Annotated in this window: 36 protein-coding genes; 8 read left to right on the top strand and 28 right to left on the bottom strand. The window is 42.0% G+C overall.

Going from position 1 to position 24,055, the window contains the following annotated elements; translation table 11 throughout:
- Positions 1–10: 10 nt before the first annotated feature.
- Positions 11–904 (bottom strand): hypothetical protein, encoded by an 894-nt coding sequence (locus tag VK179_09935; protein ID HLO59051.1) that lies wholly within the window; start codon positions 902–904, stop codon positions 11–13.
- Positions 905–937: 33 nt separating this feature from the next.
- Positions 938–1,960, bottom strand: a complete 1,023-nt coding sequence (locus VK179_09930; protein HLO59050.1) for a hypothetical protein — start codon at positions 1,958–1,960, stop codon at positions 938–940.
- A 182-nt stretch (positions 1,961–2,142) separates the two neighbouring features.
- On the opposite strand from VK179_09930, the gene VK179_09925 reads away from it, so the two are divergent.
- The 8 genes from VK179_09925 to VK179_09890 all read left to right on the top strand — a co-directional run bounded on the left by VK179_09925 (position 2,143) and on the right by VK179_09890 (position 9,266).
- Entirely contained in the window at positions 2,143–2,613 is a 471-nt protein-coding gene (locus VK179_09925) for a hypothetical protein (protein ID HLO59049.1), read from the top strand.
- Positions 2,610–4,145, top strand: coding sequence for a hypothetical protein (locus tag VK179_09920; GenBank protein HLO59048.1), 1,536 nt, complete (start codon positions 2,610–2,612; stop codon positions 4,143–4,145). The genes VK179_09925 and VK179_09920 overlap by 4 nt, the downstream gene beginning before the upstream one ends.
- A gap of 1 nt (position 4,146) precedes the next feature.
- Positions 4,147–4,584: a hypothetical protein gene (locus tag VK179_09915; protein ID HLO59047.1), complete on the top strand. Its 438-nt coding sequence runs from the start codon at positions 4,147–4,149 to the stop codon at positions 4,582–4,584.
- A 6-nt stretch (positions 4,585–4,590) separates the two neighbouring features.
- Complete coding sequence (locus tag VK179_09910) at positions 4,591–5,901, top strand: DUF935 family protein (GenBank protein HLO59046.1); 1,311 nt, start codon at positions 4,591–4,593, stop codon at positions 5,899–5,901.
- Positions 5,902–5,912: 11 nt separating this feature from the next.
- Complete coding sequence (locus tag VK179_09905; GenBank protein HLO59045.1) at positions 5,913–7,169, top strand: hypothetical protein; 1,257 nt, start codon at positions 5,913–5,915, stop codon at positions 7,167–7,169.
- Positions 7,170–7,267: 98 nt separating this feature from the next.
- Positions 7,268–7,735: a phage virion morphogenesis protein gene (locus VK179_09900; protein ID HLO59044.1), complete on the top strand. Its 468-nt coding sequence runs from the start codon at positions 7,268–7,270 to the stop codon at positions 7,733–7,735.
- 59 nt (positions 7,736–7,794) lie between these two features.
- On the top strand, positions 7,795–8,292 hold the full coding sequence (locus VK179_09895) for a hypothetical protein (GenBank protein ID HLO59043.1): 498 nt from the start codon (positions 7,795–7,797) through the stop codon (positions 8,290–8,292).
- A gap of 143 nt (positions 8,293–8,435) precedes the next feature.
- Complete coding sequence (locus VK179_09890) at positions 8,436–9,266, top strand: DNA adenine methylase (protein HLO59042.1); 831 nt, start codon at positions 8,436–8,438, stop codon at positions 9,264–9,266.
- Between the two features lie 45 nt (positions 9,267–9,311).
- Here the strand turns inward: VK179_09890 and VK179_09885 are convergent, their stop codons facing one another.
- The 26 genes from VK179_09885 to VK179_09760 all read right to left on the bottom strand — a co-directional run.
- Positions 9,312–9,812 (bottom strand): hypothetical protein, encoded by a 501-nt coding sequence (locus VK179_09885; protein HLO59041.1) that lies wholly within the window; start codon positions 9,810–9,812, stop codon positions 9,312–9,314.
- Positions 9,813–9,848: 36 nt separating this feature from the next.
- On the bottom strand, positions 9,849–10,061 hold the full coding sequence (locus VK179_09880; protein HLO59040.1) for a hypothetical protein: 213 nt from the start codon (positions 10,059–10,061) through the stop codon (positions 9,849–9,851).
- A gap of 39 nt (positions 10,062–10,100) precedes the next feature.
- Positions 10,101–10,364: a hypothetical protein gene (locus VK179_09875; GenBank protein ID HLO59039.1), complete on the bottom strand. Its 264-nt coding sequence runs from the start codon at positions 10,362–10,364 to the stop codon at positions 10,101–10,103.
- Positions 10,365–10,399: 35 nt separating this feature from the next.
- On the bottom strand, positions 10,400–10,831 hold the full coding sequence (locus tag VK179_09870; GenBank protein ID HLO59038.1) for a hypothetical protein: 432 nt from the start codon (positions 10,829–10,831) through the stop codon (positions 10,400–10,402).
- A gap of 4 nt (positions 10,832–10,835) precedes the next feature.
- Complete coding sequence (locus tag VK179_09865) at positions 10,836–11,399, bottom strand: hypothetical protein (GenBank protein HLO59037.1); 564 nt, start codon at positions 11,397–11,399, stop codon at positions 10,836–10,838.
- 101 nt (positions 11,400–11,500) lie between these two features.
- On the bottom strand, positions 11,501–11,770 hold the full coding sequence (locus VK179_09860) for a hypothetical protein (protein HLO59036.1): 270 nt from the start codon (positions 11,768–11,770) through the stop codon (positions 11,501–11,503).
- A gap of 4 nt (positions 11,771–11,774) precedes the next feature.
- Entirely contained in the window at positions 11,775–12,095 is a 321-nt protein-coding gene (locus VK179_09855; protein HLO59035.1) for a hypothetical protein, read from the bottom strand.
- Positions 12,074–12,379 (bottom strand): hypothetical protein, encoded by a 306-nt coding sequence (locus tag VK179_09850; protein ID HLO59034.1) that lies wholly within the window; start codon positions 12,377–12,379, stop codon positions 12,074–12,076. Before VK179_09850 ends, VK179_09855 begins: the two co-directional genes overlap by 22 nt.
- Entirely contained in the window at positions 12,376–12,669 is a 294-nt protein-coding gene (locus VK179_09845; GenBank protein HLO59033.1) for a hypothetical protein, read from the bottom strand. The genes VK179_09850 and VK179_09845 overlap by 4 nt, the downstream gene beginning before the upstream one ends.
- A gap of 16 nt (positions 12,670–12,685) precedes the next feature.
- Positions 12,686–13,243 (bottom strand): hypothetical protein, encoded by a 558-nt coding sequence (locus VK179_09840; protein ID HLO59032.1) that lies wholly within the window; start codon positions 13,241–13,243, stop codon positions 12,686–12,688.
- A complete protein-coding gene (locus VK179_09835) occupies positions 13,243–13,458 on the bottom strand; it encodes a hypothetical protein (GenBank protein HLO59031.1) in 216 nt (71 codons plus the stop codon). The genes VK179_09840 and VK179_09835 overlap by 1 nt, the downstream gene beginning before the upstream one ends.
- Before the next feature lie 10 nt (positions 13,459–13,468).
- Positions 13,469–15,949, bottom strand: a complete 2,481-nt coding sequence (locus tag VK179_09830) for a hypothetical protein (protein HLO59030.1) — start codon at positions 15,947–15,949, stop codon at positions 13,469–13,471.
- 3 nt (positions 15,950–15,952) lie between these two features.
- On the bottom strand, positions 15,953–17,479 hold the full coding sequence (locus tag VK179_09825) for a hypothetical protein (GenBank protein ID HLO59029.1): 1,527 nt from the start codon (positions 17,477–17,479) through the stop codon (positions 15,953–15,955).
- Positions 17,479–17,928 (bottom strand): hypothetical protein, encoded by a 450-nt coding sequence (locus tag VK179_09820; protein ID HLO59028.1) that lies wholly within the window; start codon positions 17,926–17,928, stop codon positions 17,479–17,481. Before VK179_09820 ends, VK179_09825 begins: the two co-directional genes overlap by 1 nt.
- 30 nt (positions 17,929–17,958) lie before the next feature.
- A complete protein-coding gene (locus tag VK179_09815) occupies positions 17,959–18,363 on the bottom strand; it encodes a hypothetical protein (protein ID HLO59027.1) in 405 nt (134 codons plus the stop codon).
- 1 nt (position 18,364) lies between these two features.
- Positions 18,365–18,985 carry a helix-turn-helix domain-containing protein gene (locus VK179_09810; protein ID HLO59026.1) on the bottom strand — a complete coding sequence of 207 codons (621 nt, stop codon included), beginning with the start codon at positions 18,983–18,985 and terminating at the stop codon, positions 18,365–18,367.
- Positions 18,986–19,177: 192 nt separating this feature from the next.
- A complete protein-coding gene (locus tag VK179_09805) occupies positions 19,178–19,738 on the bottom strand; it encodes a glycosyl hydrolase 108 family protein (GenBank protein ID HLO59025.1) in 561 nt (186 codons plus the stop codon).
- Positions 19,725–19,931: a hypothetical protein gene (locus tag VK179_09800; GenBank protein ID HLO59024.1), complete on the bottom strand. Its 207-nt coding sequence runs from the start codon at positions 19,929–19,931 to the stop codon at positions 19,725–19,727. Before VK179_09800 ends, VK179_09805 begins: the two co-directional genes overlap by 14 nt.
- 223 nt (positions 19,932–20,154) lie before the next feature.
- Complete coding sequence (locus VK179_09795; GenBank protein ID HLO59023.1) at positions 20,155–20,541, bottom strand: hypothetical protein; 387 nt, start codon at positions 20,539–20,541, stop codon at positions 20,155–20,157.
- A 1-nt stretch (position 20,542) separates the two neighbouring features.
- Entirely contained in the window at positions 20,543–21,157 is a 615-nt protein-coding gene (locus VK179_09790; protein ID HLO59022.1) for a DUF3164 family protein, read from the bottom strand.
- Positions 21,154–21,384 (bottom strand): hypothetical protein, encoded by a 231-nt coding sequence (locus tag VK179_09785; protein HLO59021.1) that lies wholly within the window; start codon positions 21,382–21,384, stop codon positions 21,154–21,156. The genes VK179_09790 and VK179_09785 overlap by 4 nt, the downstream gene beginning before the upstream one ends.
- Before the next feature lie 173 nt (positions 21,385–21,557).
- Positions 21,558–21,977 (bottom strand): hypothetical protein, encoded by a 420-nt coding sequence (locus VK179_09780; GenBank protein ID HLO59020.1) that lies wholly within the window; start codon positions 21,975–21,977, stop codon positions 21,558–21,560.
- Positions 21,946–22,137 (bottom strand): hypothetical protein, encoded by a 192-nt coding sequence (locus VK179_09775; GenBank protein HLO59019.1) that lies wholly within the window; start codon positions 22,135–22,137, stop codon positions 21,946–21,948. The genes VK179_09780 and VK179_09775 overlap by 32 nt, the downstream gene beginning before the upstream one ends.
- 10 nt (positions 22,138–22,147) lie before the next feature.
- On the bottom strand, positions 22,148–22,759 hold the full coding sequence (locus VK179_09770) for a hypothetical protein (GenBank protein ID HLO59018.1): 612 nt from the start codon (positions 22,757–22,759) through the stop codon (positions 22,148–22,150).
- An 18-nt stretch (positions 22,760–22,777) separates the two neighbouring features.
- Positions 22,778–23,653: an AAA family ATPase gene (locus VK179_09765; protein HLO59017.1), complete on the bottom strand. Its 876-nt coding sequence runs from the start codon at positions 23,651–23,653 to the stop codon at positions 22,778–22,780.
- 24 nt (positions 23,654–23,677) lie between these two features.
- Positions 23,678–24,055 (bottom strand): hypothetical protein (locus VK179_09760; protein ID HLO59016.1); only part of this gene is annotated, 378 nt, incomplete at its 5' end.

Raw genomic sequence — 24,055 nt, 5'->3', positions numbered from 1 at the left:
TAATGGATGATTAAACCTTGGTTGAAATGAATGCACCGAAGCCGGTGGAATACTTGGGCAGGCAGATATGATACAACCTGAAACCTACCTCGCTTTGGCGGTATTTCGGATTGTCTTTAGCCTGTTGCATATACATGCTTACCGAACCGCGAGCCTGAACAGCCCTGGGTGCCCAGAAGCAAACCGATACAGCCAGGTCATTGGCAGCATTGGGTGCAGCTCCAAAAGCTTTTTTCTGGCTGGTAGCGCTGTCAAATACCGGGAAATAACCACTTTCAGTGATGTTAAAACCGAACAGGTTGATGATCTTTCCCAGTTCACGGTTATACCACTGATTGGCAAACTTTTCATCTTCCTGGAGCAGATCTTCAATGTGCCAGGGACACAAAACCAGTTCCCTGCCTTTTTTCGGCACCTTGAGAAGATCCATTTTCCGCTTCATAATGGTAAGGTCCTTCCTGGTTAACCTCTTGCGGGCATTGTCTTCACCGTTTGAAGATCCGGACGTCATAACAACCGGGGTTGTGGCTGACTCGGCAGAAATACACAGCGAATGCAATGATTTTTCAAGAACCTTTTCCTCCAGGGCTTCGCGATGCTGGTTGAGCACACTTCCGGGTTTGTCATAAGGAAGTCCGTACAGCTCATCATCCGTGATGATGGTATTTTCAGTGTCGAACTTATCCAGGTGGATTACTACGTCCTCATCAGTCCGCTGAGCGGCGTTGATGGGATAGGTAGTATTGTTGATCAATACTGCAGGGTCAACTCCTATTTTTGCCAGGTGGATGGCGTCGTTATCCACATACTGATTGGCGCCGGGAACCCTTGAAAGGAATTCACCTTCATGCCGGAAATGGTTGATCAGTTCACCAGTCCACAAATCTCTCAATAAAACTGCCATTGTATCGGGTTTTAAATGATGTTACAATTCAAATTACTCAGCCATATCCGGCTCATAGCCATACTCAGCCTTGAACAGGTTTTTGTACTTTTCAGGCTCGTTCTTCCTGCAAAGCTCAATAGCCTGCATTCCCTGCTCTTTCAAATCCGAAAAGGTTTTAATTTCCTTCTCACCGGATCCGGAAGGACCTTCCTTACCCAGGATAATCTGCTTGGATGTCTTTATGGCCGGAAGTCTTTCTAAAACAGCTTTTAGTGCATCTATACCGCTGTCTTTACCGAGCTTTACATAAAAGTCTTTCTCGTCGGCAGTGATCTTGCGATCCACGGCAGCATCCACTAATGAAATGATCGTTTTCTCAGTTGCCTGAGCCACTTCGTTCACCAGGGTTTCATACTTCAGTTTGTACTCTTCGGCTTTGGCAGCAAGCTGCAGCCTTTCATTGAGCGCTTTTGTAACGCTGTCTAAAGCTGCATCCGGCTGTTTGCCAAGTAATACAGCTACCTGAGCTAAAAATTCCATGTTTTTGGTTTGAGTTTTTGGTTCCTTTTTCAAGAGAGGAATGAAATCATGCTGATTACCTGCAGTAAGTTCAATGAGTTCCTTGTTTGCGTTATACAGCTTCAGGGCCATCGGATTGCTGCCTATATCCACAATGGATATTTCAACAAGGTTCCACTCAGCAAGTGTGGCGCATTTTTGACCCTCAAGCAGCATTTTCGGATCTTCAGTCCAGGTAATAGGATCGATACCGGCTGACGCCATCCGAACAATTCCGCTTTCCACCTTCTGAGCTATTTTCTGGGCGAATGGGTCCTTTTCGTCAAACTCAACGTCTACAAGTCCCTGTCCGTCCTTTATTCTCACATTCGATCCGAGACCGATCGGAAAAACGTCGTTATCGGCGTTTTTATCGTTGTACTTATTGGGCCTGCGATGCATCCAAAGTATGAGAGGGTTCGCATTGAACTGTTCAAAACGGCCCCCGCTTGTCATTACTCTGAAACCATAGCTGTTCAGCACTTTCTCATCGGTGAATATGAAGGTGTGTTTCATCAAATTAATTCCTCATGATTCTGCTTGTATTTCTGGTTGCATGATAAAGTTGAAGTAAAAGTCATATATAAATTAAATCACTGCAAGTATATGTATTACAATACTACTGAATGATATTACTGTAACACTAAATTTTCAGATAGCTGCAATAATGTTTCACATTTGTGTATATAGTAGGTATCATGAAAGGAAAAGGCAAGACCAAGCAGGAACTTGAAGCGGCCCGTGAAATAGCCTTCATGCTTTACATGAGTTCAGTTACCAGCAAAGAGATTGCCGATCGCGTTGGTGTTTCTGAACAATCCGTGAGCAAGTGGGTAAATGACGGGTTATGGAAAGAGAAGAGAGCCGCAAAGACCATTACCCGGCAGGAACTCATCAATAAAACCCTGAATCAAATCAATGATCTACTATCGGATAAAGATGCAATGACTCAGGATTCCGGAGTGGCTGACAAGCTTTCCAAGCTGGTGGCCATTATTGAAAAGCTTGATAAAAAGAACAGCCCTGTGCAGGTGATGGATGTGTTTATCGATTTCGTTCAGTGGCTCCAAAAGCAGAGCATCACAGATAAGCTGGTTACGGTGGATCTGATCAAGCAGATTAACCGGTACCAGGACTCCTACATAACTACACTCATGAGCGGTAAATGAGTAATTTATCCGATGCATACAAAAAATGGAAGGAACACTGCCGGGTCGTTCAATCATCTACAACGGTTGTCATACGGCATGAAACCGAAGACGAGCGAAACAAGTACATTGCCAGGCTAAAGAAGGATTATGCCTTCTTTATTTCCGAGATATTTCCACATTATGCTTCAGCACCAACAGCCGATTTTCAGATCAGGGAAGCCAATAAAGTAAAAGCGGATCGCAATTTCTTCGGCGTTTGGGAATGGCCACGCGAACATGCAAAAAGTGTTCATGCAGATGTTTCGGTGCCTATATGGCTTTGGATAAACGGTGAATTACAGGGCATGGTACTGGTAGGCAAGAATGAAACCGACGCCTGCAACCTGCTTTCGGATATACAGGCCGAATTTGAGTTCAATCAACGACTAATCGAGTACTTTGGTGAACAAAAGAAACTGGGATCCTGGGAAGAAGGTGAATTTGAAATTGCTGACGGGATCCTGTTCAAAGCATATGGCCGTGGACAATCACCCAGGGGACTCCGGAACCGGGAGAAAAGACCCAATTATTGCGTAGTGGATGATATTGATGATGACGAAATAGTACTCAATATCTCCAGGGTAGAACAGGTAGTGGACTGGCTACTCGGATCACTTTACGGCGCCATGGATATACGGGCAAGCCGTTTCCTGATGGTAGGCAACCGCATTCATCCCAAATCCATCCTGGCTCATGTAGTGGGTGATACCGAACTGGATAAACCCAAACGCAAAGGGCTGCATCATTCAAAGATTTGCGCCACTGTGGATGGATCCTTTAACGGAGAACCTTCATGGCCTGAGAAGTTCACTAAAGAGCAGCTGCAGGTCCGTTTTTCTCGTATGGGTTATTTTCTGGCCAACCGCGAGTACTTTCATAATCCCATTATAAAAGGCAAGGTTTTCAAAGCAGAATGGATCCACTGGGGAAGAGTGCCGGACCTCCGGAACATGGATAACATCGTGGCCTATTTTGATCCATCGTACAAGCCTAAAACAACCAACGACTATAAGGCCATTAAGGTGTGGGGAAAACTCGGATTGAAGCTTTATAAGATCGATGCATTTTGCAAACAGGGTACCGTTACTGAAGCTGTAAAATGGCTGTATGATTTTCATGAGTCATTGCCCTCTGACGTGATCTGTGATTACTACATGGAAGACGTATTTCTGCAGGATATGTTTTTCGAGGATTTTGAAGCAGAAGCCAGGGAAAGAGGGTACTATCTTCCCATCCGGGGTGATCAGAGACAAAAGCCCGATAAGTATTCCAGGATACAGGCTATTGCGCCGTTATGGGAAAGAGGCCTGGTAACTTATAATATCAAACAGAAGGCCAATGCACATATGGTAACTGCAGTGGAACAAACCCTGGGTTTTCAAAAAGGTGCCAATATCCATGACGATGGTCCCGATGCCGATGAAGGCGCTATCTGGATCCTGATGAATAAGGGAAGACAAGCAGCCTTTCCCGGAGTGATCGGCGAACGCAAACATAAAAAAGGATGGTGATATGAAATTCATTTTTGAAAGCGACATTAAAAAGCAATGCACAGACGCTGATTTAGAAGTTCTCAGCCAAAGTGACAGCAGCACCCTCAACGGCGCTGAAGCAAGTACCATTTCTTTTTTTCGCGGGTACTTGAAACGGTATGATGTAGATACAATTTTTGCAGATCTGGAAGGAAATGTACCCAATCCGGATACCCGTAATGCCTCCCTGGTGATGTTCGTTATTGACTACATGCTGTATTTGCTCTATTCTGCTCAGCCCGACCGGTTAATACCCGACATTAGGGTCCGGAGAAAAGACGAAGCCGTTACCTGGCTCGAAGGCGTTTCCAGGGGACTTATCGCACCCGATTTACCCACGGTGGACAGCACCGACGAACGCGATTTGAATAACCCATTCAAATGGGGAAGTAACACAAAAGTTTCATCAAGCTGGTAAACCATTATGCAAGCATTAAACCGCATTAAACAGGCCTTTAACATTGCCACCGATTGGAGGTTCTCTGATCATCATATCACCCTTGGTAAAACTCAGATTAAAAGGGATGAAGCAATATCCGTTATCTCAAAGCTGAAACTTCTCACCGAACAGCTTACCCAAAAGGATATTAAGTCATGGCGCCAGGCCAATCAAACAGCCATATTTTTGGAGAATCCGAAACGCTGGCCACTTTACGGCATTTATGACGATGCCATGCATGATTTGCATTTGAAAGGCGCTGTGCGTAACCGTAAGATGGCCGTAGTGGGGAAACCATTTATAATCAAGGATGCTTCCGGAAATAAGAATGATGATCTTACTGAGCTGCTAAAATCAAAATGGTTCAAGCAGTTTTTAAACCTGGCAATTGATTCGGTATTTTACGGTCACTCGCTAATTGAGCTCACGGGTGTGGATCGAACCGACAAGCTGAAGTTCACTAACGTGGAGCTGGTACCGCGTTATCATGTGTGCCCTGAATATGGTGTCGTTCTGCCTTATTTTACCGATTGGCCCGATAAAGGTATTCCTTACCGCGAAGAACTGGCAGACACCTGCATCGAAGTATGCAAATCAAAAAAGGATCTTGGTGAATTAAACAGCCCATCAAAGGAGGCCATCAGCAAAAAATACGTTCTGCAGTTTTGGGACCAGTTTGCTGAAATGTTCGGTATGCCCATCCGTGTGGGTAAAACTACCAGCCGCGATCCGAAAGATCATGAAAAGGTTCAGGACATGTTGGAGAAAATGGGTGCGGCTGCCTGGGGACTCTTCCCTGAGGGAACATCCATTGAGGTGATCGGCAGCCAGCAGGGTGATGCCTTTAAAGTGTATGATCAAAGGATTATCAGGGCCAACAGTGAAATAAGCAAAGCAATATTGGGTCAAACTATGACCATGGATAACGGAAGCTCCAGGGCCCAGGCATTGGTTCATGAAGATGTGGCTGATGACATAGCTGAAGATGACCGCGACTTCATTCGTGACGTAGTAAATGATGACCTTTTCCCTTTTCTTATCAAGCACGGATGGCCGCTTAAAGGTTTTAAATTCGACTGGGATGATGCCCATGAGTATAGCCCGGAGGAGATGAAAGATATTGAAGAAATGCTTCTGAAGTATTATGACGTGGAACCAGAGTATTTTATTGATAAGTACGGAGTGAAGATCATGGGCAAAAAGGAAATCAAACCTACTGATCAGCAGGATCCACTAAACAAAAACACTCAAAAAAAAAAGTTAAGCCCGCAGCAGACGGAAGATTTCTACGATTAGATCTGCATGGATTGTTTTCTGCAGAATTGTGCAAACTTTACCAGGCGAATCCATCCATTAACCTGGCGGATGTTCCAGGACACATTGATGAGCTGATTCAGAAAGCACTCAAAAGCATCTATTCCGGATCCGGAGGATATATTGATCCGGATCTGTGGAAGATTACCGTGGATGAGCTTAATAAAGCAGTGGATGAAGAATACGACGCCGGCAGAGGCTCTAAATACTTCCGAAATAAGCTTAAATACCAGAACAGCGTTTTTTCGGCATACAAGAGCGCTCATCAGAAAACTACGCTGAGGCATTTACGTGAAGCTACCAAATCCGAATCATTTGCTGAATTCAAAAAAAGAGCACTTTCCATCACCGGAGATTATAATGTAAATTGGTTGCGCGAAGAATATCGAACCGGTAAGGCCCGGATGCGAAGTGCAAAAAACTACCAGGATGCTCTGGCTGATCAGGATCTGTATCCGAATATTGAATACATGCCATCACGTGCCGTTGAACCCAGAGAGGAACATAAACACTATTATGGCACCATTCTGCCTATGGATCATCCCTGGTGGAATGTTCATATGCCTCCGTCAGTTTGGGGTTGTCAATGCTGGTGGCGAACTTGCGATACGGATCCGACGCCAGTACCTTCCTCGAGGCCTGCTGATGTTTCACCAGGGTTGGATATAAACCCGGGTAAAACCGGAAGGATCTTCAGCAACTCACATCCCTACATCGTGGAAATGGATCATGCCTGGAATGAGATCCTTCGTGAAAATATAGCGGCTATTCATAAACGGAGTTCAGAAGAATTAACCCTCTGGGAGCCGGTTAAAGCCACCAATGGTTGTGTGTATTCATTTGACAAGCTTGGCCAGGAGTATAACCGTCATTATGTGGTAGGCAGGTTGTTAGCTGCTGAAGGAAATGAGGTCCAGGTGTTCAATCACTTGAATATTGATGCTAAAGTGAATGGCATCTGGAATGAATTTAAAGCACCCAGGTCATTTACGGCAAATGCATTTGATAAGTTATTCCAAAAGGCAAATAGGCAATATAAGAAAAGAGGACTCAGGGGTGATATCACCTTCCATATTGAATCCGGAGCCAATCCTGACATCATTAAAGCAATCAGGCGCGGATTAAAAGATAGGATTTCACGCCTGGGTAAAGACTGCCGGATTGACTTTGTTCATTTTACCTGGTATGACACTTACGAAGGTAAGGTAAGCATACAGGAGATTCTAAACGATAAACTACCTCCATTGTAAAATACAACAGCCGGCAGTATTTAGCTGTCGGCTGAGGTGGGGTTCTTGAGGTGTTAACCGTCGCGAACCGGTACAAATATAGTGATACTTAATTGAATATGGCACGAAATTTTAAACTTTTTGCCGGTGATATCCGGAGAAAGCAAAAAGAAATAGCGGAGTACATAGCCAATGACGCCCCCAGGCATGTGGGTAAAATTGCCGTCGATCACTTCAAATTAGGGTTTGATAATGAAGGATTCACCGACGCTACCCTGAAGCGATGGAAAGAAGTAAAACGCCGTCAGCCACCGGTTCGAAAAGGAGTGGCCGGTAAGCGCAAGATCCTGCAGGGTGACACCGGTGACCTGTTTAGCTCCATTGAATTCAGACCTGAGCGGCGCCGAACAGTAATTTTCAGCGATAAGGTATATGCCCAGGTACATAATGAAGGACTGATGGCTGGTAGAAAGGGCCACCAATTTCAAATGCCAAAACGCCAGTTTATGGGTCCGAGCATGGTGCTGGATGAAAACATTCAAAAGCGATTTAACCGGGATATTAAAAGGATCATGAATAAGATATGAAATGCCATTTAATTGACATTAAATGCAAACTAATTTGCATAAAACACAAATAAATTTTTATGGAAGCAATACTCAATCATTTTAAAACAAAGCTTGAAAGCATTACCACAAATACAGGAACCGAACAGGATCCTGTACTGATACGGGACATTAAAACGGCTGAACTGGATGAAGGCCAGCTCGACGATAAAGTAACCCTGCAGCTGCCTGGCGCCTTTTTTGACATCACCGATATGAGCTACAGTACAGCTGGTGAAAACTTAGGCATGGCCGATACTGAAGTTACCGTTCGCCTGGCGGTTCGTAAGAAAGATGCTACCCGGTATGCGCTCTTGAATAAAATTACGAAAGCGTTGGTAGGAACATCAGGCACCAACTTTGGCGGGATCCTGAAGGAAACGCAACGGAAGGTTAGTTATGATGATATCTTTGAATACCGGATCACTTTTGGTTTGATGTATTTCGATGAATCTGCCATTCCGCAATACCAGTCTTTAACCGGTGACGATCGTCCTGATGCAAATATAGCCTATACCATTAGAAAGCCAGGGAAATAAAGAACCCCTGTCTTATATACACCGCTCTCACACGCTGTATAATTAAAGGTGCCATAACACCACGACAGAGGCCTATGCCTTTGGTGTTATGGCACCTTTTATTTGTGAGAGACAACAAAAATACAAACATAATTCCAAAACACATGAGTGAGATTCTGAATTTAAAAACCCCTGTCACCTATTATGGTGGAAAACAATTAATGGTAAGGCATATCCTGCCCATTATACCGGAGCACAACTTGTACTGCGAACCTTTTTCCGGCGGAGCAGCAATATTCTTTGCAAAGCAACCAAGTGAAGTTGAAGTATTAAATGACACAAATCGGGAATTGATTAACTTCTATAGGGTCATTCAAAATGATTTTACAAGCCTGGAAAAGGAAATACAAATAACGCTTCACAGCAGGGATCTGCATCGTAAGGCCTCAGTGATATATAATAATCCGGACATGTTCTCGGAACTTAAAAGAGCTTGGGCATTATGGGTATTATCCAGCCAGGGGTTTGCCGGGCAGCTTGATAGCAATTGGGGATTTGACAGATCGAGAAATAGCATGCCTAAGAGACTAAATAATAAAAAGCAAAGTTTTACAATAGATCTTGCTATCCGATTGCAGCAAGTTCAGCTTGAGTGCGCTGATGCGTTGTATATCATTAATAGCCGAGACTCGGACAAATCGTTCTTTTATGTGGATCCGCCATACTTTAATAGCGACATGGGTCATTATGATGGCTATAGTATTGATGACTTTGAAGCTTTACTGAAACTGTTATCCCGGATCCAGGGGAAATTCCTTTTAAGCTCGTATCCTTCAGTAATTCTCGATGAATACACCAAAAAGAATGAATGGCATACTAAAGCCTTTGAAGCCAATGTATCGGTAAATTCTAAGGCAGGAAAGCAGAAAAAGAAAATGGAAGTACTCACAGCTAATTATGATTTAAATAGTATAAAAAACCCGGTCAATAGTTGACCGGGTTTTACTTCCAACTCCCCAATGTGGGCTACTTGCCCATAATTATTCTAATCCAATGTACTTATAGGTGAATTTGTTCTCTTTCCAATATACAACGTATTCACCCAGTTGTAATTTTTGATTATATTTTCTTTTAACTGAAAATCCCGCTTTCAGATTTGACGTACCACTATTTGTTAATAAAGCAAGGGTATAATCCGCACAATTAAAATACTTTTTATTAATAAAAATTACACCCTTATTTGAAAGAACTTGAAATGCTTTGGATACCGCATCTAGCCTACGATCAATAATTACGAATACTTTATTCTTGGAATAATCTGAACTATCAATTGAATATAATACCTTAACAATTGAGTCATTATCGATAAGCACTTTGGCTTCAGTATAAATGCTCCTAAACATGTCTTTATGAAACATGTCGTTGTACGCTTCCAGGTCATTTATTTGGCACTGAATCCCTGTTGAAATTGTGCTTATGTCTTGAGCCTTAATTGCAAAGCTAAGGACAATGCAAACAGTGAAAATCATTACTTTTTTCATAATATTATTTTTAAGGGTTTATTTAATTAAATATACTTATAATAATTCATTCAGCTTGTTTCTCATCCAGGTAATAAAGTCCTGATTCTGGCAGTCGATGCTCCAATATCTGTGAATTCGTTCAAAAACTTCTTCATCACTGCATTCAAGAATCCATTTACCCTTTGAGCGGTAAAAGGATACTTCCCATTCCAAATCATTGCAGTGTTTCCCGGTTTCCTGTAAGTACGTTAATTCTACTTTATCCATACCAAATAAAAACAGGGCATTTCAGCCCTGTTCATAATTTTACACCAGCGTTCCCGGAACGGCTTCAATGCTAACACTCAGTGTTCTTTGTGAAACATCATTGCTTGATATTCCCCAACCACTGGCCGAAATCTTAATGGGCGACTGATGATTGGTACTGAAATTCTGTTTAACAAGTCCTACCAGGTGAGGAAGAGCATCAACATATTCCTCTTTTGAAGGTCCGCTCATTTTGTCTTTTTCATCTTCCAGTGCTTTGGCAACGTTCTCAGGTTTGCCAATGAATAAAATACTCCACGACATAATAGTAAGGGTTTTACAATGCCCGCCCAGGGCGTTTATTTTTGTTTTTTGGCCATTAACCTGTCAATCTCTGCGGCAATTAAAGCGCCTGCAGTAATGAGCCGGTCGAGATGTGATTTACCGATCATATGTTCAACAATATCCTCATCCCAATCCTTTGGAAAATTCCTAGGGCTTGCAGCTCCGGTTATAAGTTCATCTGCAGCTATGAGTAATTGCCTATTTGAATTGAATTCCAAATCCATTTCAATACTAAATTCATGTTTATTGATTTGCTCATACCTTTCATCCGCTATAAGCACAGCACCTGATATTACTTTCTCAACCAGATTGCTGTTAATCTCACCATATGGCGTTTCTATCATATCATCTGATCCAACAGTAATAAATCCTGTGATATAGGCTCTCAGTTGTTTGATAATAATTTCATCCAATAGTCGAAGTATTCTTCCAATCTTATCTTTCATAGCTTTAAATTTTATGTTTTAGTAAATAAACTGCTTGCTTTGTGTAAAAGGATCCAAGGATACCACGGATCCCGTTCAGGCTTATATCATGCCAGAAATGCACTTCGTCGAATATTTCAAAACCGGCACGGGCTATAAGCTTCTTAAACCGGTATTCATCCATTTCATGAAAGTGGCATTTTGCTGAAGTAATCCAGGAAGGTTTAATGGGCGTTCCCAGAATAAGGGTTCCGGATAAGGATAACACTTCCTTAATATCAAGCAGGGTGCGTAAAGGATTAAATTGATGTTCGATGACGTTGTTATAATGTACATAGTTATAAATAGGAAATAGACAATTTAATCCCATGTCCAGATCACCCCAGGTATTCTCTATAGTGGCCTTTTCAAAATAACCTTGGAGTACATCGGTAAAAAGGTTGTGTTCACCAATATCAAGTACACGACCATAAAGGCCACCGTGCTTTTTTATTAGCTTAATAGTTTCCACGCGATTGCGAATAGCCTTTTTGGAGGTCTTTTCATTTTCAATAACGGCATCAATAGGCGCTGCAAAGTCTTTATCCATTCGAATGCTATTTCTTGTGCAATACTTGCATTCTAGCATTTGATGCATTCCGCTGGTGTCAATATGCACACAGTCGCTATGAGTATTCGGACAAATCATAATTAATGCTTATTATTTAAACAAATCAATCTGTATCGCTCAGGGCAGTGATGACACATGCCGTCACAGTCCATGCTGGTAAGGGCAATGTATGCCCTGATTCGGTTAAGACGCGTTTTAATTCCCTTTAAAGGGTATTTTAAGTTGATATAATTTCTTAGGGCCCTAAACAAATCAACCAGGTTGCTTATAAAATAGATAATAGCTCCGGTAAGAAAGAAGATCAGGCAAACTCCAAGAGCTATGTAGTCAAGATAGGTATTAATATCCATTGCATTATCGTTTTTTGCGTTTGCGGTCAAAACGGGTATACCAGGGCTTATTATCGGAAATGTCTTTCAGCACTGGAGCTTCTTCAAGTATGACTTTCTTAATCGGGAATTCCCTGGAAGGTATTCTTGAAAAATCATGCAAATCAACTGGAGGAGTTTTCACAATGATGATATCATGTACATTGGTTGCTCTAATTATTCGAATTGCTTCATCACTGGGATCAACATCAATCATCACCACAATAGGTCCATTGCCTATTCGATGCTTTTTCACCAGGTGATCAACTTTATCCTGGATCAGTCTTACTTCTTCTTCGTTTTCCATAACTGTTCTCCCCAGTATAAGTGCAAATGAAATAAGCCTCCTGAAATAGAGAAATCCAGATCTCCAGAGTGGTCATAATCTGTAATGGTTAACTCAAGGTCCTTGCATCTTCTGAACTGCATATTAACTTTTTCAATAGCTACAAAGAATTCATGCCTAAAATCCTTTACCCGGTCTTCAGGCACCACCCGTCTGTTAAATTGCTGAGCTACTTTCAAAGCTGCTTCTTCAGCTTTGTTATGACTTACATAAGTCATTCCGAGGTGTGAAATGTACGTTTTCATACTGCAGCTTCCTTTTGAGGTTTGGAACAACGGGGTAAAAAGCATTGAGTAAGCTTTCCGGTTGAACGGTCAATATGCCGCTGAATCCCGTAAATGTCATGTGCAAAATCAGCTTCCGGAGCATCCAGTAGTTTCTGAAGATCCAGCTCCACATCATTGCGGTGAACGGCTGTTATATCCATCATCAGATTTACTCCGTCTTTAATTTCTAAAGTGTCCTCTGCGCGGTCGGATATTCTGACGATTAACTCAGAATCCTTTCGTGATACATCCCATTTAATACTGTCCATGCTGTTATATTTAAAATTAGGCTGTGTATAGATCCCAAAATGTGGCCAGGAATTCAATCCGTGCGTCTTCCGGCTGCAGGTACTCCTTTATGAACTCAGTAGATCCTTTATAAAAGGTTTCAAACTCCTGTTCCTGGGCAAGCATATCCCATCTTTTTACCAGGGGTGATTTAAAGGCAACCGGCTCAATCTGATACTTAATGGCCACGGCCTTCATAATGCGGTCTTCAACGGTATTAAAGAAAGGTAAAAAGATCTTGATCGGCTTAATTAAGTCCCCAATGTACGCCTCGGCGGCATCATGAAGTAATAATACCAGGGCAAGCTTGTCATCTTGCCGGGCGGTGCATTTTAAGTAATTGTGAAGAGTTAACAGACAATGCTGAGCCACGCTGAAGAAATGCGGAGTTTGTCCGTTAAAGTGACTTTGATAGGCCAATCCTGAGGCAATATCATCTATGGATATCATCCCCGGATCCGGAGTGAGCAAGTTAAACTTAATACCCGTTCGGGTATTAGAACAACCGTCAAGTTGACCTAAAGGGTGTACGTTGTTTTCGGTAAGTGTTTCCATTAGTTGTTTTTAAAGAATTTGATTAGTCCAGAAATACCGGTAATAATACCGGATATAGTGCCAAGAACCAGGAAAGCGATCATAAATGCGGTGAGCTTAATTTGCGCATCAGCATTTGCATAATGCTCCTTTGCTCCGTTTGTGATGCAATTGGTAATAACCAATACCAGAAATAGAGAAAAGAAAACGTAGGTGAGGGTTTTTAGGATTTTCATGGGTTTGATTTTAATTACTTATTCCATCCCAACCAGCTATCCGTGCCAACATCCACCACATTGCTTTTGCCAACCTTGCACGGCCTACTGATCCGATATGTCCGGCATCCATTGAACCTAGATTGGTAGGAGTGATCTCCGGAAATGTATGACCATCCCATGTTACAGTATATGGCGTTGAACTACCATTGTCGTAGCAAAGGATGTCAGCAAAATCAAATAGTATTCTCGTTTCGTCCTGCAACACATAATTCCTTATGTGTTCATATTTAAGGTATCCCTGATACATAGCTTCACTTCCCTGGCTGGCTCCCCGATCGACTGGACCAGTGGTAAAAAATACTTTAGTAGGAATGTTATGTGTTGCGCAGTAATTAATATATTGTTGAGTTGCATCAAGATAATCATCCATATTTATAGAGTTACCGGATGCAGAGTTGTCAGCATCATCTATTCCCCAGGCGTGGTCACCAGAAGGTCCTTGTTCGCTCCAGCCATACCAATGATTTCCTGTAGTTGCATCTGTGCCACTGCTTGCATTACCGGCTGTAGCATCCCAGCACCATCCGAAACCTACAGCACTCAATTTTAAATTCTGATCGTGAGCATATTGTAAACTAGCTTTTGTCCTCTCGATGGCTGTTGAATTATCCCACCAGTCCTCTTCTCCATAAGATTCTGTCCATCCGGTTGCATTAGAATAGTCACCGTACATGCGACCAGATAGTCTAAGATAACCTGGTGTAGGACCTGCTGGTGGATTTGAATTATATGTTATATAGGTTGAATTGGTTTGTGATAACTCAAATAAAGCGGTTCTTAAACCAAGGGCGTGTGATTCACCGGCATAACACATCCACATAGTTTTTACAGAATCAATCCAGTTTTGAGGTATATTATCAAAAGCGGCCACTGCATTATGGTCAGCAATTATCTGTCCACCTGCTGGTGGATCTGGTGGCGTTGTGGTATCGTCTGGTATTGTTGTGTCAGTGCCTCCGTATACCATAAAATTACCTGCTCCATCAGACATTAGATTATCGTCTGTATACTTAACAAGATGTCTTGACGTATCAATTACAGGAGCTTCCTCTAGACCATACTCATTAAAACCAAGGTCGGGAGCTGAACCAGCATAAGGTAAACCGACATTAGTTCCAGCATCGATCAGATCACTACTTTCTACCAGTTTTAAAAATGTGATATCCGGTAAAGAATGATCAGACTTTCTTGAAGCCATGAGCTGAGCTACTCCTTGAGCGGAATCTACCAATGCAAAATCAGCATCCGTGACAGTTACGGTATCGGTCGATGAATACCCATTGAAACTATTAATTCCATCCCATGTATTGTGGCTTTCCGGAATATCCATGTAAGGCATTAAAACAGGTCCCGATATATTCTGGTATGCAATATTGTTCTGATATAAGTTTAAAACAGTAGGATGTAGCGCATTGGAGCTATTTGCAAAACCATAGTCGTTTTTGTAGCTGGTATTATTATAAATCCTTCCATTAGTTCGCCAGTAATCGACATATTCAAGCATAAAGAATCCATCTTCCAAATTAAATGCGGCTAGGTTGTTTCGGACAATTCTTGTTACTTCAGTCCCATTATCCTGCCACATTCCCCCCGTCTTAAAACCATTACCTCCACGTTCCGAGAATACAACAGGATCAACCTGGCCATTAAGGAAAGACCAACAATTTTCGATAACTACCTTACCGTCACTGGATGGGTCGAATCCATCATCCGAGCAGTTCCATGCTCTACACCCCTGAAACAGATAGTATATGCATGTTCCATGATTCGTGGTATCGTTGTAAGTCTTAAATCCATCTGCTAGGTTACCGCCTGATGTATGGTTTGAATTGTATGGTAGGCTATCAAGGCAGTTGTAGGCATCGCAATTGACAAAATAGGTAGAATCGTAGGTGTAACTATACCTCTGATTCCTGGCATCCTTGTACCCGTATCCTGAAATATTATACACGGACATATTTTCAAAGGATAGATTGGCGCAAGCGTCTGCTCCTATTCCTCCGCACTCCACATAATTACGGGTTTGGTAAACATTACGTACCGTTAGCCCCCGGAATTTTATATGCTCAGCGTTATATATACTGATTCCCGTATTCCAATTGCTAACGGGTACAACATTACGACAATCAAGTATCGGTGTTTCACCCGGATAATTAAAATAACAGATTGGATTTGTGTATGTGCCAGAATGTCCATGACTTGTTGTAGGGTCAATCAATGTGATCTGACTGGCGTAAGGAGCTGGTAAGGTAGCATCTGGGTACCAAATACCGCCACGAAAATACACTGTATCCCCAGCCTGTGCACTATTAAAAGCCTTCTGCCACGTAGCCCAAGGATGGGTAATATCGCCGTTATCATTATCATTGCCCGTCGTGGATACATAGTAAGTTTCGGCATTAATTGATAATGAAACAACCATTAACAGGTAGGATAATACTCTTTTCATAGGTTATAGAGTTGATAAGACTACATTATCCATTGAACCTTCTTCAGAATAGAAAATACGGAAACGTATACCCTTATCATAGTTAAGTGAAGCGGGAGTTGTAAAATCAATTGTATTAGCTCCGGATGTACAGGATACTGTATTTGTTGTCAGCTGGGTACTATTTCCAGCATCCCAAAGCTGGATGTCTATATTTCCATTGGGAGCTGCAAGATCGAATGTTAGTCTATAATTTGTATTAGCCGTCAATGCCGTTTGCATATCTGCTTCAAGCTGGGAAAACCATGTATTTGCCCGTGGTATATTCACCACTCCATTTGATATAGTAACCCCTGCATTCAGTGTCCAACCAGTTGCGCTGGCAAAGGTTCCATTATTGATCATGTTCTGTGCGGCCTGAGCAACATTGTTTGTTATTGATCTATTTGACTGACTAGCCAACTTGTTACCCGAAATGTCCTGTATAGCGTTTGCACCGGGAGTATAACTGAATGTATACACTGATGCATATTCGGCAGCTGGAGTAATTGTTACCAATATTACACTATCAACTACATCTACTGAAGATACGGTTACAGGCGTACCATCATCATTTACAGTAAAACTCGCTGTCGTAGAAATGGAATCCTGATTCAAGTCGTTTTTATCAAGAGTAATCCTTACAATAGTCGGACTAGCATTCAAAATTTGTGCGCTTGAAAAATGAGGCGGTGTTAAATCTGATCCACCATGAGAACTGACCCATGTCTGTAATGCTGTTATTTCTTCTGCTTGTGCTATAACTGTATTTTGCAGCAACTCTAATTGATATGGAGTTACATACGTATCTCCTGAATCTTTCCTGGCAATAGCGACTGTTGCAGACTGTATTTTGGCATTTAAAGCGGCCTCGATAAGTGCATTTACTTCTGATTCACTCAGACCGGTTCCTGTGCCTCCTGTTCCAGAAAAAGTTATAACATAAGGAGATCCATTTGTACCGTTGCCTGTAATAGTAACATTACTACCATGGCTAATAAGTCCTGTTATATTTGATAATTTAGCATTCCAATTAGTTATATCGGAACCACTAATACCATTAGCTGCATGAGAGGTACTCATTGCATCTGTTATTCCAAAACCCGATAACGTAGTAGGCTTTGAAGATATATCGGCAAATGAAGGAACCCAATTTACTAACCGGTATAGTCCGGCATGATCTCCCCAACTATAAGCAGAGTTAAAATGACTCCAATCTGTAGTACTTAATGCGCCTCTATTTGTAGCAGAAGCAGTTGGGATATTTATTGTAATTGTCCCGGTTGTGGTTACTGGAGATCCGGATATATTTATATTTGACCCAGATGTACCAGTCTGAATACCAACCGATGTAACAGTGCCGGCACCAGCCTCAATAACAATATCTTCAATTTTATCATCTATTTCGCCTTTTGAATAAGTATCTTCCGATTGTTTACCATTGTCTTCAGCTACCTGGCAATTACAAACCGTTGTAATGGCCATTAAAACGATAATTAATAGTGCTTTCATTACTTCTTATAGATTAAATAAATTTTACCATGATTACAGGCCTTACGGTATTCAAATGTTAAATAGTAGGGTCTCCATTGCGGAACCATAATTCCGAAAGCACAATTAGTCCTACCGGATACTGTATGGCTGAAAAAGAGCTGACCTGAATCATAAGGATCGGTAGCCAGTTTATTTAATACAATCGGATTGCTTAATCCTGATAGCGTGGATGGATAGGTCACTACCGTATCAGTAAGGCCATATCCAACTTTTATCAGTGAAGTATCACAATCAAGCGAGGTAAAGACCACTTGCATAAATCCCATGTCCTCGCTTTTAAGTGGTATACACTTAGTGGCAGAACCCGTAACGGTTGCAGCATCAAATAAGAGGATCTTTCCGGCATTTTGCGCTGAACTTGCCAGGGATATCACCAGGCAGCAAAACAAAATCAAAATTGGCTTCATGTGTTTCAAGATATTGGTTAATAATAGATCTCACTCATCTTCCCATCTCCGGTTCCTGAGGTACCTTACCGGGTATATCATAGCTGTATTCTTGAGCTTACAGCGGTACTTGTATTTTGTAATACCGGCCAAGGCGGCAAGTTTATCCTCTCTGGACATCTTACTCCAAAAGTGTTCCGCCTGCTGTTTGTCAACATTGTATTCGTATTTATTCCAGAATGCTTCAAAGCTCAGGTCGGTTATTTCTTTTATTACCCCTGAGGATCCTTTAAGTGATTCCAGGTATTCCATCCGAAAAGGAAAATGAGTGCTCAAATGATTCATCTGAGTGTCATTAAGGATGGCATTATTTTCAAATTGTTCCAGGATCCCGTTCACATACCCGAATCGCATGGAACCTTCAAATGTGCCTGAAGTGAATATGAATTCCTCCATATTAATAGTATAAATCCTGTTCGGTTAAAAAAGTAAGTCCAATGTTTTTAGCCACCTCCATTTCAAGCCTGGCTTGTTCACATTTGCAGGCATCCGGTAGCACGTAAATGTATTTGCAGGAAAGCATGTGATAAAAGCATCTTTTGTTCGTTTCAAAGTTGTTTTCCATGTACTTATCATAAGCAAGCGGATTGAATATCTTTTGAAACTTGCTTCTTTTAAGTTCTTTCATTATGGAATTAAACTTCTCAAGAGCTTCTTCATACTCAATTCCGGTTACTTTTCCGCATAGATAAACACCATCTTTAATAGCTCCGCCACGACTTGTTACTAAATCCAGAACGCGATTATAAATAGGACCATATAAATTCTTATGGTCTCTATCCGTTGCGATCAGGTTATCGAATGTGTCAACCCCATGTAAAACTGCGCTATGGGTCACGTTTAACGCTTCAGCTATATTTTTAAGCCTGTAACCTTTTACCCACAAGGCAGATGCCATCAGCTGCCGGGCCACTACAATTTCATGCTTTCGGCATTTGCTCATCATATCATCATAGGTTATCATGGTGGCAGAGCACAAGTAATCAAATGCCTTTTTAAAACGCTTATTTGGTTCCATTTTCAACTGTTTTCGGATAAAGACAAACGGAACCTTTTCTCACATCGATCAGCTCTCCCGATCCACCACAAAAGCCACACTTTTCAACTCCAAATCCCAGATCTCTACATCCCGTCCCCTCGCAAAATCCACAGCGCACGGTGCGGCTTATTTCAAATGTTCGTGTGAGAATCGGTTCCATTTGTATATTGTTTAAACTCTGTTTAACCAGCCTCTAAAATTGTATTCCTGATCAGGATCCTTTTCACAGATCTGCAGGTAACAGGCAAATTGTAAACCATTAAGTACTTTTATGAGTACTGCCGAATTGGGGTACCTGTTCACCAGGGAAAGAGTAGCGGTTCCAATGTGTCCATCTACCTTGATATCATTGTAGTCTTTCTGATTTCGGTTCAGCAGATTAACTGCTTTCTGCAGGTATACTGCTGCAGTGTTCTTACCCATGTTCACTGCAGTGTCATAAACTTCATTGGCTATCTCCTGGGAGGTAATTTCACTTAACCGGTTAGCATCCCAAAATTCAGCTTCAAAAAAGTCATATACCAGCTCCTCGAGGACAAAGTCATTAATGTATTCTCCCTGCTGCAGGTCATGATTGGCTTTATAGGAATCAATAACCTTCCAACCCTTCCATTCAGGAAACCATTTGCGGCTTATTCCTCTATAGGTTTCACCGCCTTTGTCATGCGAGCTGTTTGAGTACCCGCCCTCTTGTCCGCATGTAAGTTTATATGCTGTTTCAAACTTGGCCATTTAGGTATTCTATAATGATATCATTGATTCCTTCACGTCTGCGAATGATCCCTTCTGTACGAAGAGCATTGAGAGCATCCCTGGTATTTTTACCAAATTGCTTTTTGAGCTGGACAAAACCGAAAAAAGGCCATTTTGATGCATCAAATTGCTGTTTTAAGTAATTCAGTATAGCTTGCTTGCATTCTGTCATTTCAGCTTGGTTCAGCACATAGCCTTTTCAGCTCAGCCTTAGCATTAGTGGATAAATACCTGTAATAAGTAGTTCTATGGATAAAAAAGGTTGGGTATATGATATTCCAGTATATCCATTCCTGTGTCACCCCCTTGTTAGTATGTTCAAGGGTGATCTCCTGGATCCGGAGTATTTTCTTAAGCCGATTCATTTGGGAGTAACCCCTCATTTCTTCTTTATATTAGCTGGCTTTGCGGTAACTATAAAGAATAATTTTACCCCCCCCCTCCTGGATTTCCGCACTGGACACGGGAAACGAAACACCCTTCACGTCTGTGTACCCGGTCGAATTAAGCAGTTCGTTTACGGTAAGGGAATTGTTCAAACATAATGAGGTATTATCATCCTTCGCCCAGGCCTCAAATCCTTCTTTACTTTTACCGATGTACCAGTCTTTTGCATTTTCATCATTCTGGAAAAAACTGACCTTGTCTCCTGGTTTAAGGTTCATCAGCTTTTTAACACCCGAATTAAGGGTTATCAATCCTGCTCCCCGGTTTAATCGGATGAAGGGTGCCCTTGGAGTTACACCCATTGAATTTTCCTTGTTAAATTCTTTCAGTTTCATGTCAAATGCTGCTTAGGTTTAGATCAATCAGTTTATAATCGCCGCTTTCAGTGCGTTCGAATATCCTGTAGTAGGTTCTTGAACTGGGTCTCCTGATGGCACTCTCAATGTCGTTCATGGCACTTTGGTACATCTCATGCTTAATCTTCGAACGATACTTCAGGAGACTCATTATCTTCTTGGCATCCAGCTGGCCTTTTGATGTTTTAAAGGCATCAATAACCAGTTCTTTAATGAATTCGATCTTACCGTCCATATTCTCTGTGAGAAACTGGTCAAGTTTTTCTCTTGCACCGGTTATGGTAAGTTCATCGAAGGTGATCCGCTCGCTGATGTTGATTTCTACCTTTATGCTCCGGTCGAAATTGTACCAGGTGAAGTTTCCTTTGCGTTCGGATTTAATTTCACGTTCAGCCATAAAGGCATTATACACCTCATCACTGATGGCCTGAAATTCAGCTTTAAGAGCTATTAGCTTGGCCTGAACTTCCTTTGCTTTGGCAAGTAGCTTGGTTGCCTGACGTTCCATCAACCGTTCTACCTTATTGGTGCGGTTGTAGGGAATTTTATTTCCGGCTTCGTCAATCCAGAATTCTGCAGTTGATTTTTGGTTCATGATTTGCGTTTATGATTAGCGGCTAAAAAGATTTCAATGAATGTTAAAAGTCCCTGGGATCCTGTTTCAATTTCAAGAGGCACACCGTTTTCAAATATGGTAAGCGTCTCCCTGGTACCATCCCAAATAACCTTTGACGAAACATCCTGGTCATCGAGGCCGAGTGTCATGCATATTTCGGCGGATGGCGGATATTTCAATAGGCTGCATAACTTTTTTTGTTCCATGCTTTAAAGTATTATAGAATTCAAGTTTCATTTCGAGATTATTTATTTCCATTAATAGGGCGGCGCATTCCTCGAAATCAATACTCTTTTCAAAAAATGCGTTCTTTAGCTTAATGCAATGCTGGATCTCTGAGATCATTTTTTCAACACTGATGATATCTTTCCTTTTCATATTAGTTGCTCATTGCTTTCAGAAGTTCTTCCTGTCGTTTTGCAATGATGTTATCTCTAACATTGTGCAGTTTCCGGTGTAATACCTGGAGTTCTTTCAGGTCCAGTTCATAGAGATGTTTACCGCATATGCGTTTATTCAGCATGAAAGCATTCACAGCATTCCAGTCGTTCGTATTGATGCCGCATTCATTCATTTTCCGAAGGCATTTATGTCTCCATTCCCGGATCGCTTTATCCGTATCATCCTTCTTTTGAGCGAGTAATTTCTCAACCCTGGAGATGAGACCATCCAGTTCGGGTTCCGTCAGATCCAGGGTGCTCGAAACACCATACCCGGACAGGATATGTTCTTTTGCATCCATCATTTGGCCTGCAGCCAGTAAGGCATTAAACCTTCTTCGTTTTTGCTTCAGTTCCATGTATGAGAGATTTGAGTATGTCTGATGCTTCTACCTGCTCTTTAATAGCATTGAAACGCTGTTCTGCTATTTGGCCGCAAAGGCCTCCCATCATTCGGCCATCCTTAAAAAAGGTCAGTCGGCGTTTTTCCGGAATGTATATCACTGTTAATTTTACCATGTCCTGTTTTTTAGTTTATTGATATTATGTTTTCACCCCAGTACTGCTCGGCACCTTCCGGCCAAATAGTGAAAACTTCTCCACCGCCATACCTCGAAGTGACAAAGGCTTTATATCCCTCGCAGCGGATCTTCACGTCGGCATCGTAGCGGATGCTTTTAGCAGTCCTGGAAGAGGGTTCTTTTCCATCCGCATGACTCACGAAAATCAATAGCTTGCTTCTAAACGTGTCCTTGAAAGTGCAATAATCACGGTAATTCATCCCGGAATATTGAACGCTGTCCGTTACCACAATCTGTGGGCTCTTCTTGCGCTTCAACCTTTCATAAAGTTCCTGGGTGGATTCATTTAGTAAAATGATGCTTGACCTTTTAACAGTATCCATTCCGGTTTCAATGAAAGCCTTCTGGATAGTCGGTCCGCATCCTTCTTCTCTGCTATTGTAAGCAATACGCCCAAATTGACTCAAATACTTGCATAGCTGCAGGGTAAAACGAGTCTTACCGCTTCCGCTTTGCCCCCAGATGAGCCATGAGCCAGCCAGCTCCGGTTTTCCGAAGCTTGCTTCCCATATTCCGTCAAAGGGTAGTAAATTGAATTTCTTTGTGAGTAGTTGAGTCATGCTGACAGCTCTCCCCATTTATGCTGATAGTTTCGAAAGTTCGTTATAGATTCGGCGTAAGCTGCCGTCTGTTTTCATGATGATTTTTTGCACATCGGCAGTATCCGTGGGTGCGTTGGCCTTAATAATGAGAGCTGCCTGCAGGCGTGCAAACTTTCTCAATTCGTCGGATCCGTCAGGAGTAATCTTCTGGTACCTGGATCCGTAACGACTGAAAAGCTCCGTATAACCCACTTTTTTGAATTCAATGGATCTGCGCATCTTTTCCTTCAGCCCGTCAGCTCCCATCATACACCAACCACAGCAGCGTTCTGTAGCATTCCATAAGGCCTTCAATTCCAGAAATGCTTCATAGTTCAGATCACCGGCTTCATCAAGAATAACCATAGGATTCTGGATGCTCCGGAGATAGAATACCAGGTCTGCATATACATCACTGTACCTGCCATTGTACCCACATCCGTACAGCTTAGCAATATGCCTTACAAGCTTCTGTTTAGATTTAACCTGCGAGCAGTCAACATAAACAGCATTCAGGTTGGTGGCGGCATAAATGCGGGCGCAATAGGTTTTGCCTATGTCAGCAATATCACACAAAAGAAGGCTTCCACTTTCCTGCTGTGCCATGGTCAACTGATGCATGATAAATTCGTAAACCGGGGTCTTAGCGGTTTTCCATTCACGTTCCTGCCTCAGCTGAACATTATAAGTCCTTGCCAGGCTGATCCAGTTGGCGTCACTCAATATTTTGTCAACCTCCCCGTTTTTTATCCTGCTCCACTGTGCGGCATTTATACCTATGGAAATAGCAAACTTGGCGTCGCTACCTCCGAAGTTTGACCTGGCATCTTTGAGGGCGTCCAGGATCCTTAGTTTAAATTCATTTGTAACCATAATTAATTGTAGTTTAATTGATATTTAGAAATCGTAGTGCGCTTTGTCCTGGTATTCCCTGGGATCATACTCCTCGATCAACTTCTCAATATCATCTTCCTGGTTAGAAATACTCTTGTGTTCTACAGTTTCAACCTGTATGGATTCAATTTCGTCAATTGTCTCTGCTGGCATGATGGCAATTTTGTTCAGCTTATTCTTGCGATCCTTGATGGTTTTATCAAAGTGGCTTACATATTTGGCCTGTTTAGTATATTCCTCGCGGTCCTCATCAGACTGTTCGCAAGTTGCCTCATTGTAAGCCACTATCTTGGTTGCCGTACAGATATATTCGTCGTGCTGAAATAGGTATACATGGTCAATAACGCCTTCTGAATCTGCCAGCCAATAGGCTTCAACTTC

This window comes from Bacteroidales bacterium (assembly GCA_035299085.1).
Lineage (GTDB): Bacteria > Bacteroidota > Bacteroidia > Bacteroidales > UBA10428 > UBA5072.
Note: the sequence above shows the minus strand (reverse complement) of the source record. Positions and strands in the feature narration are given on the sequence as shown.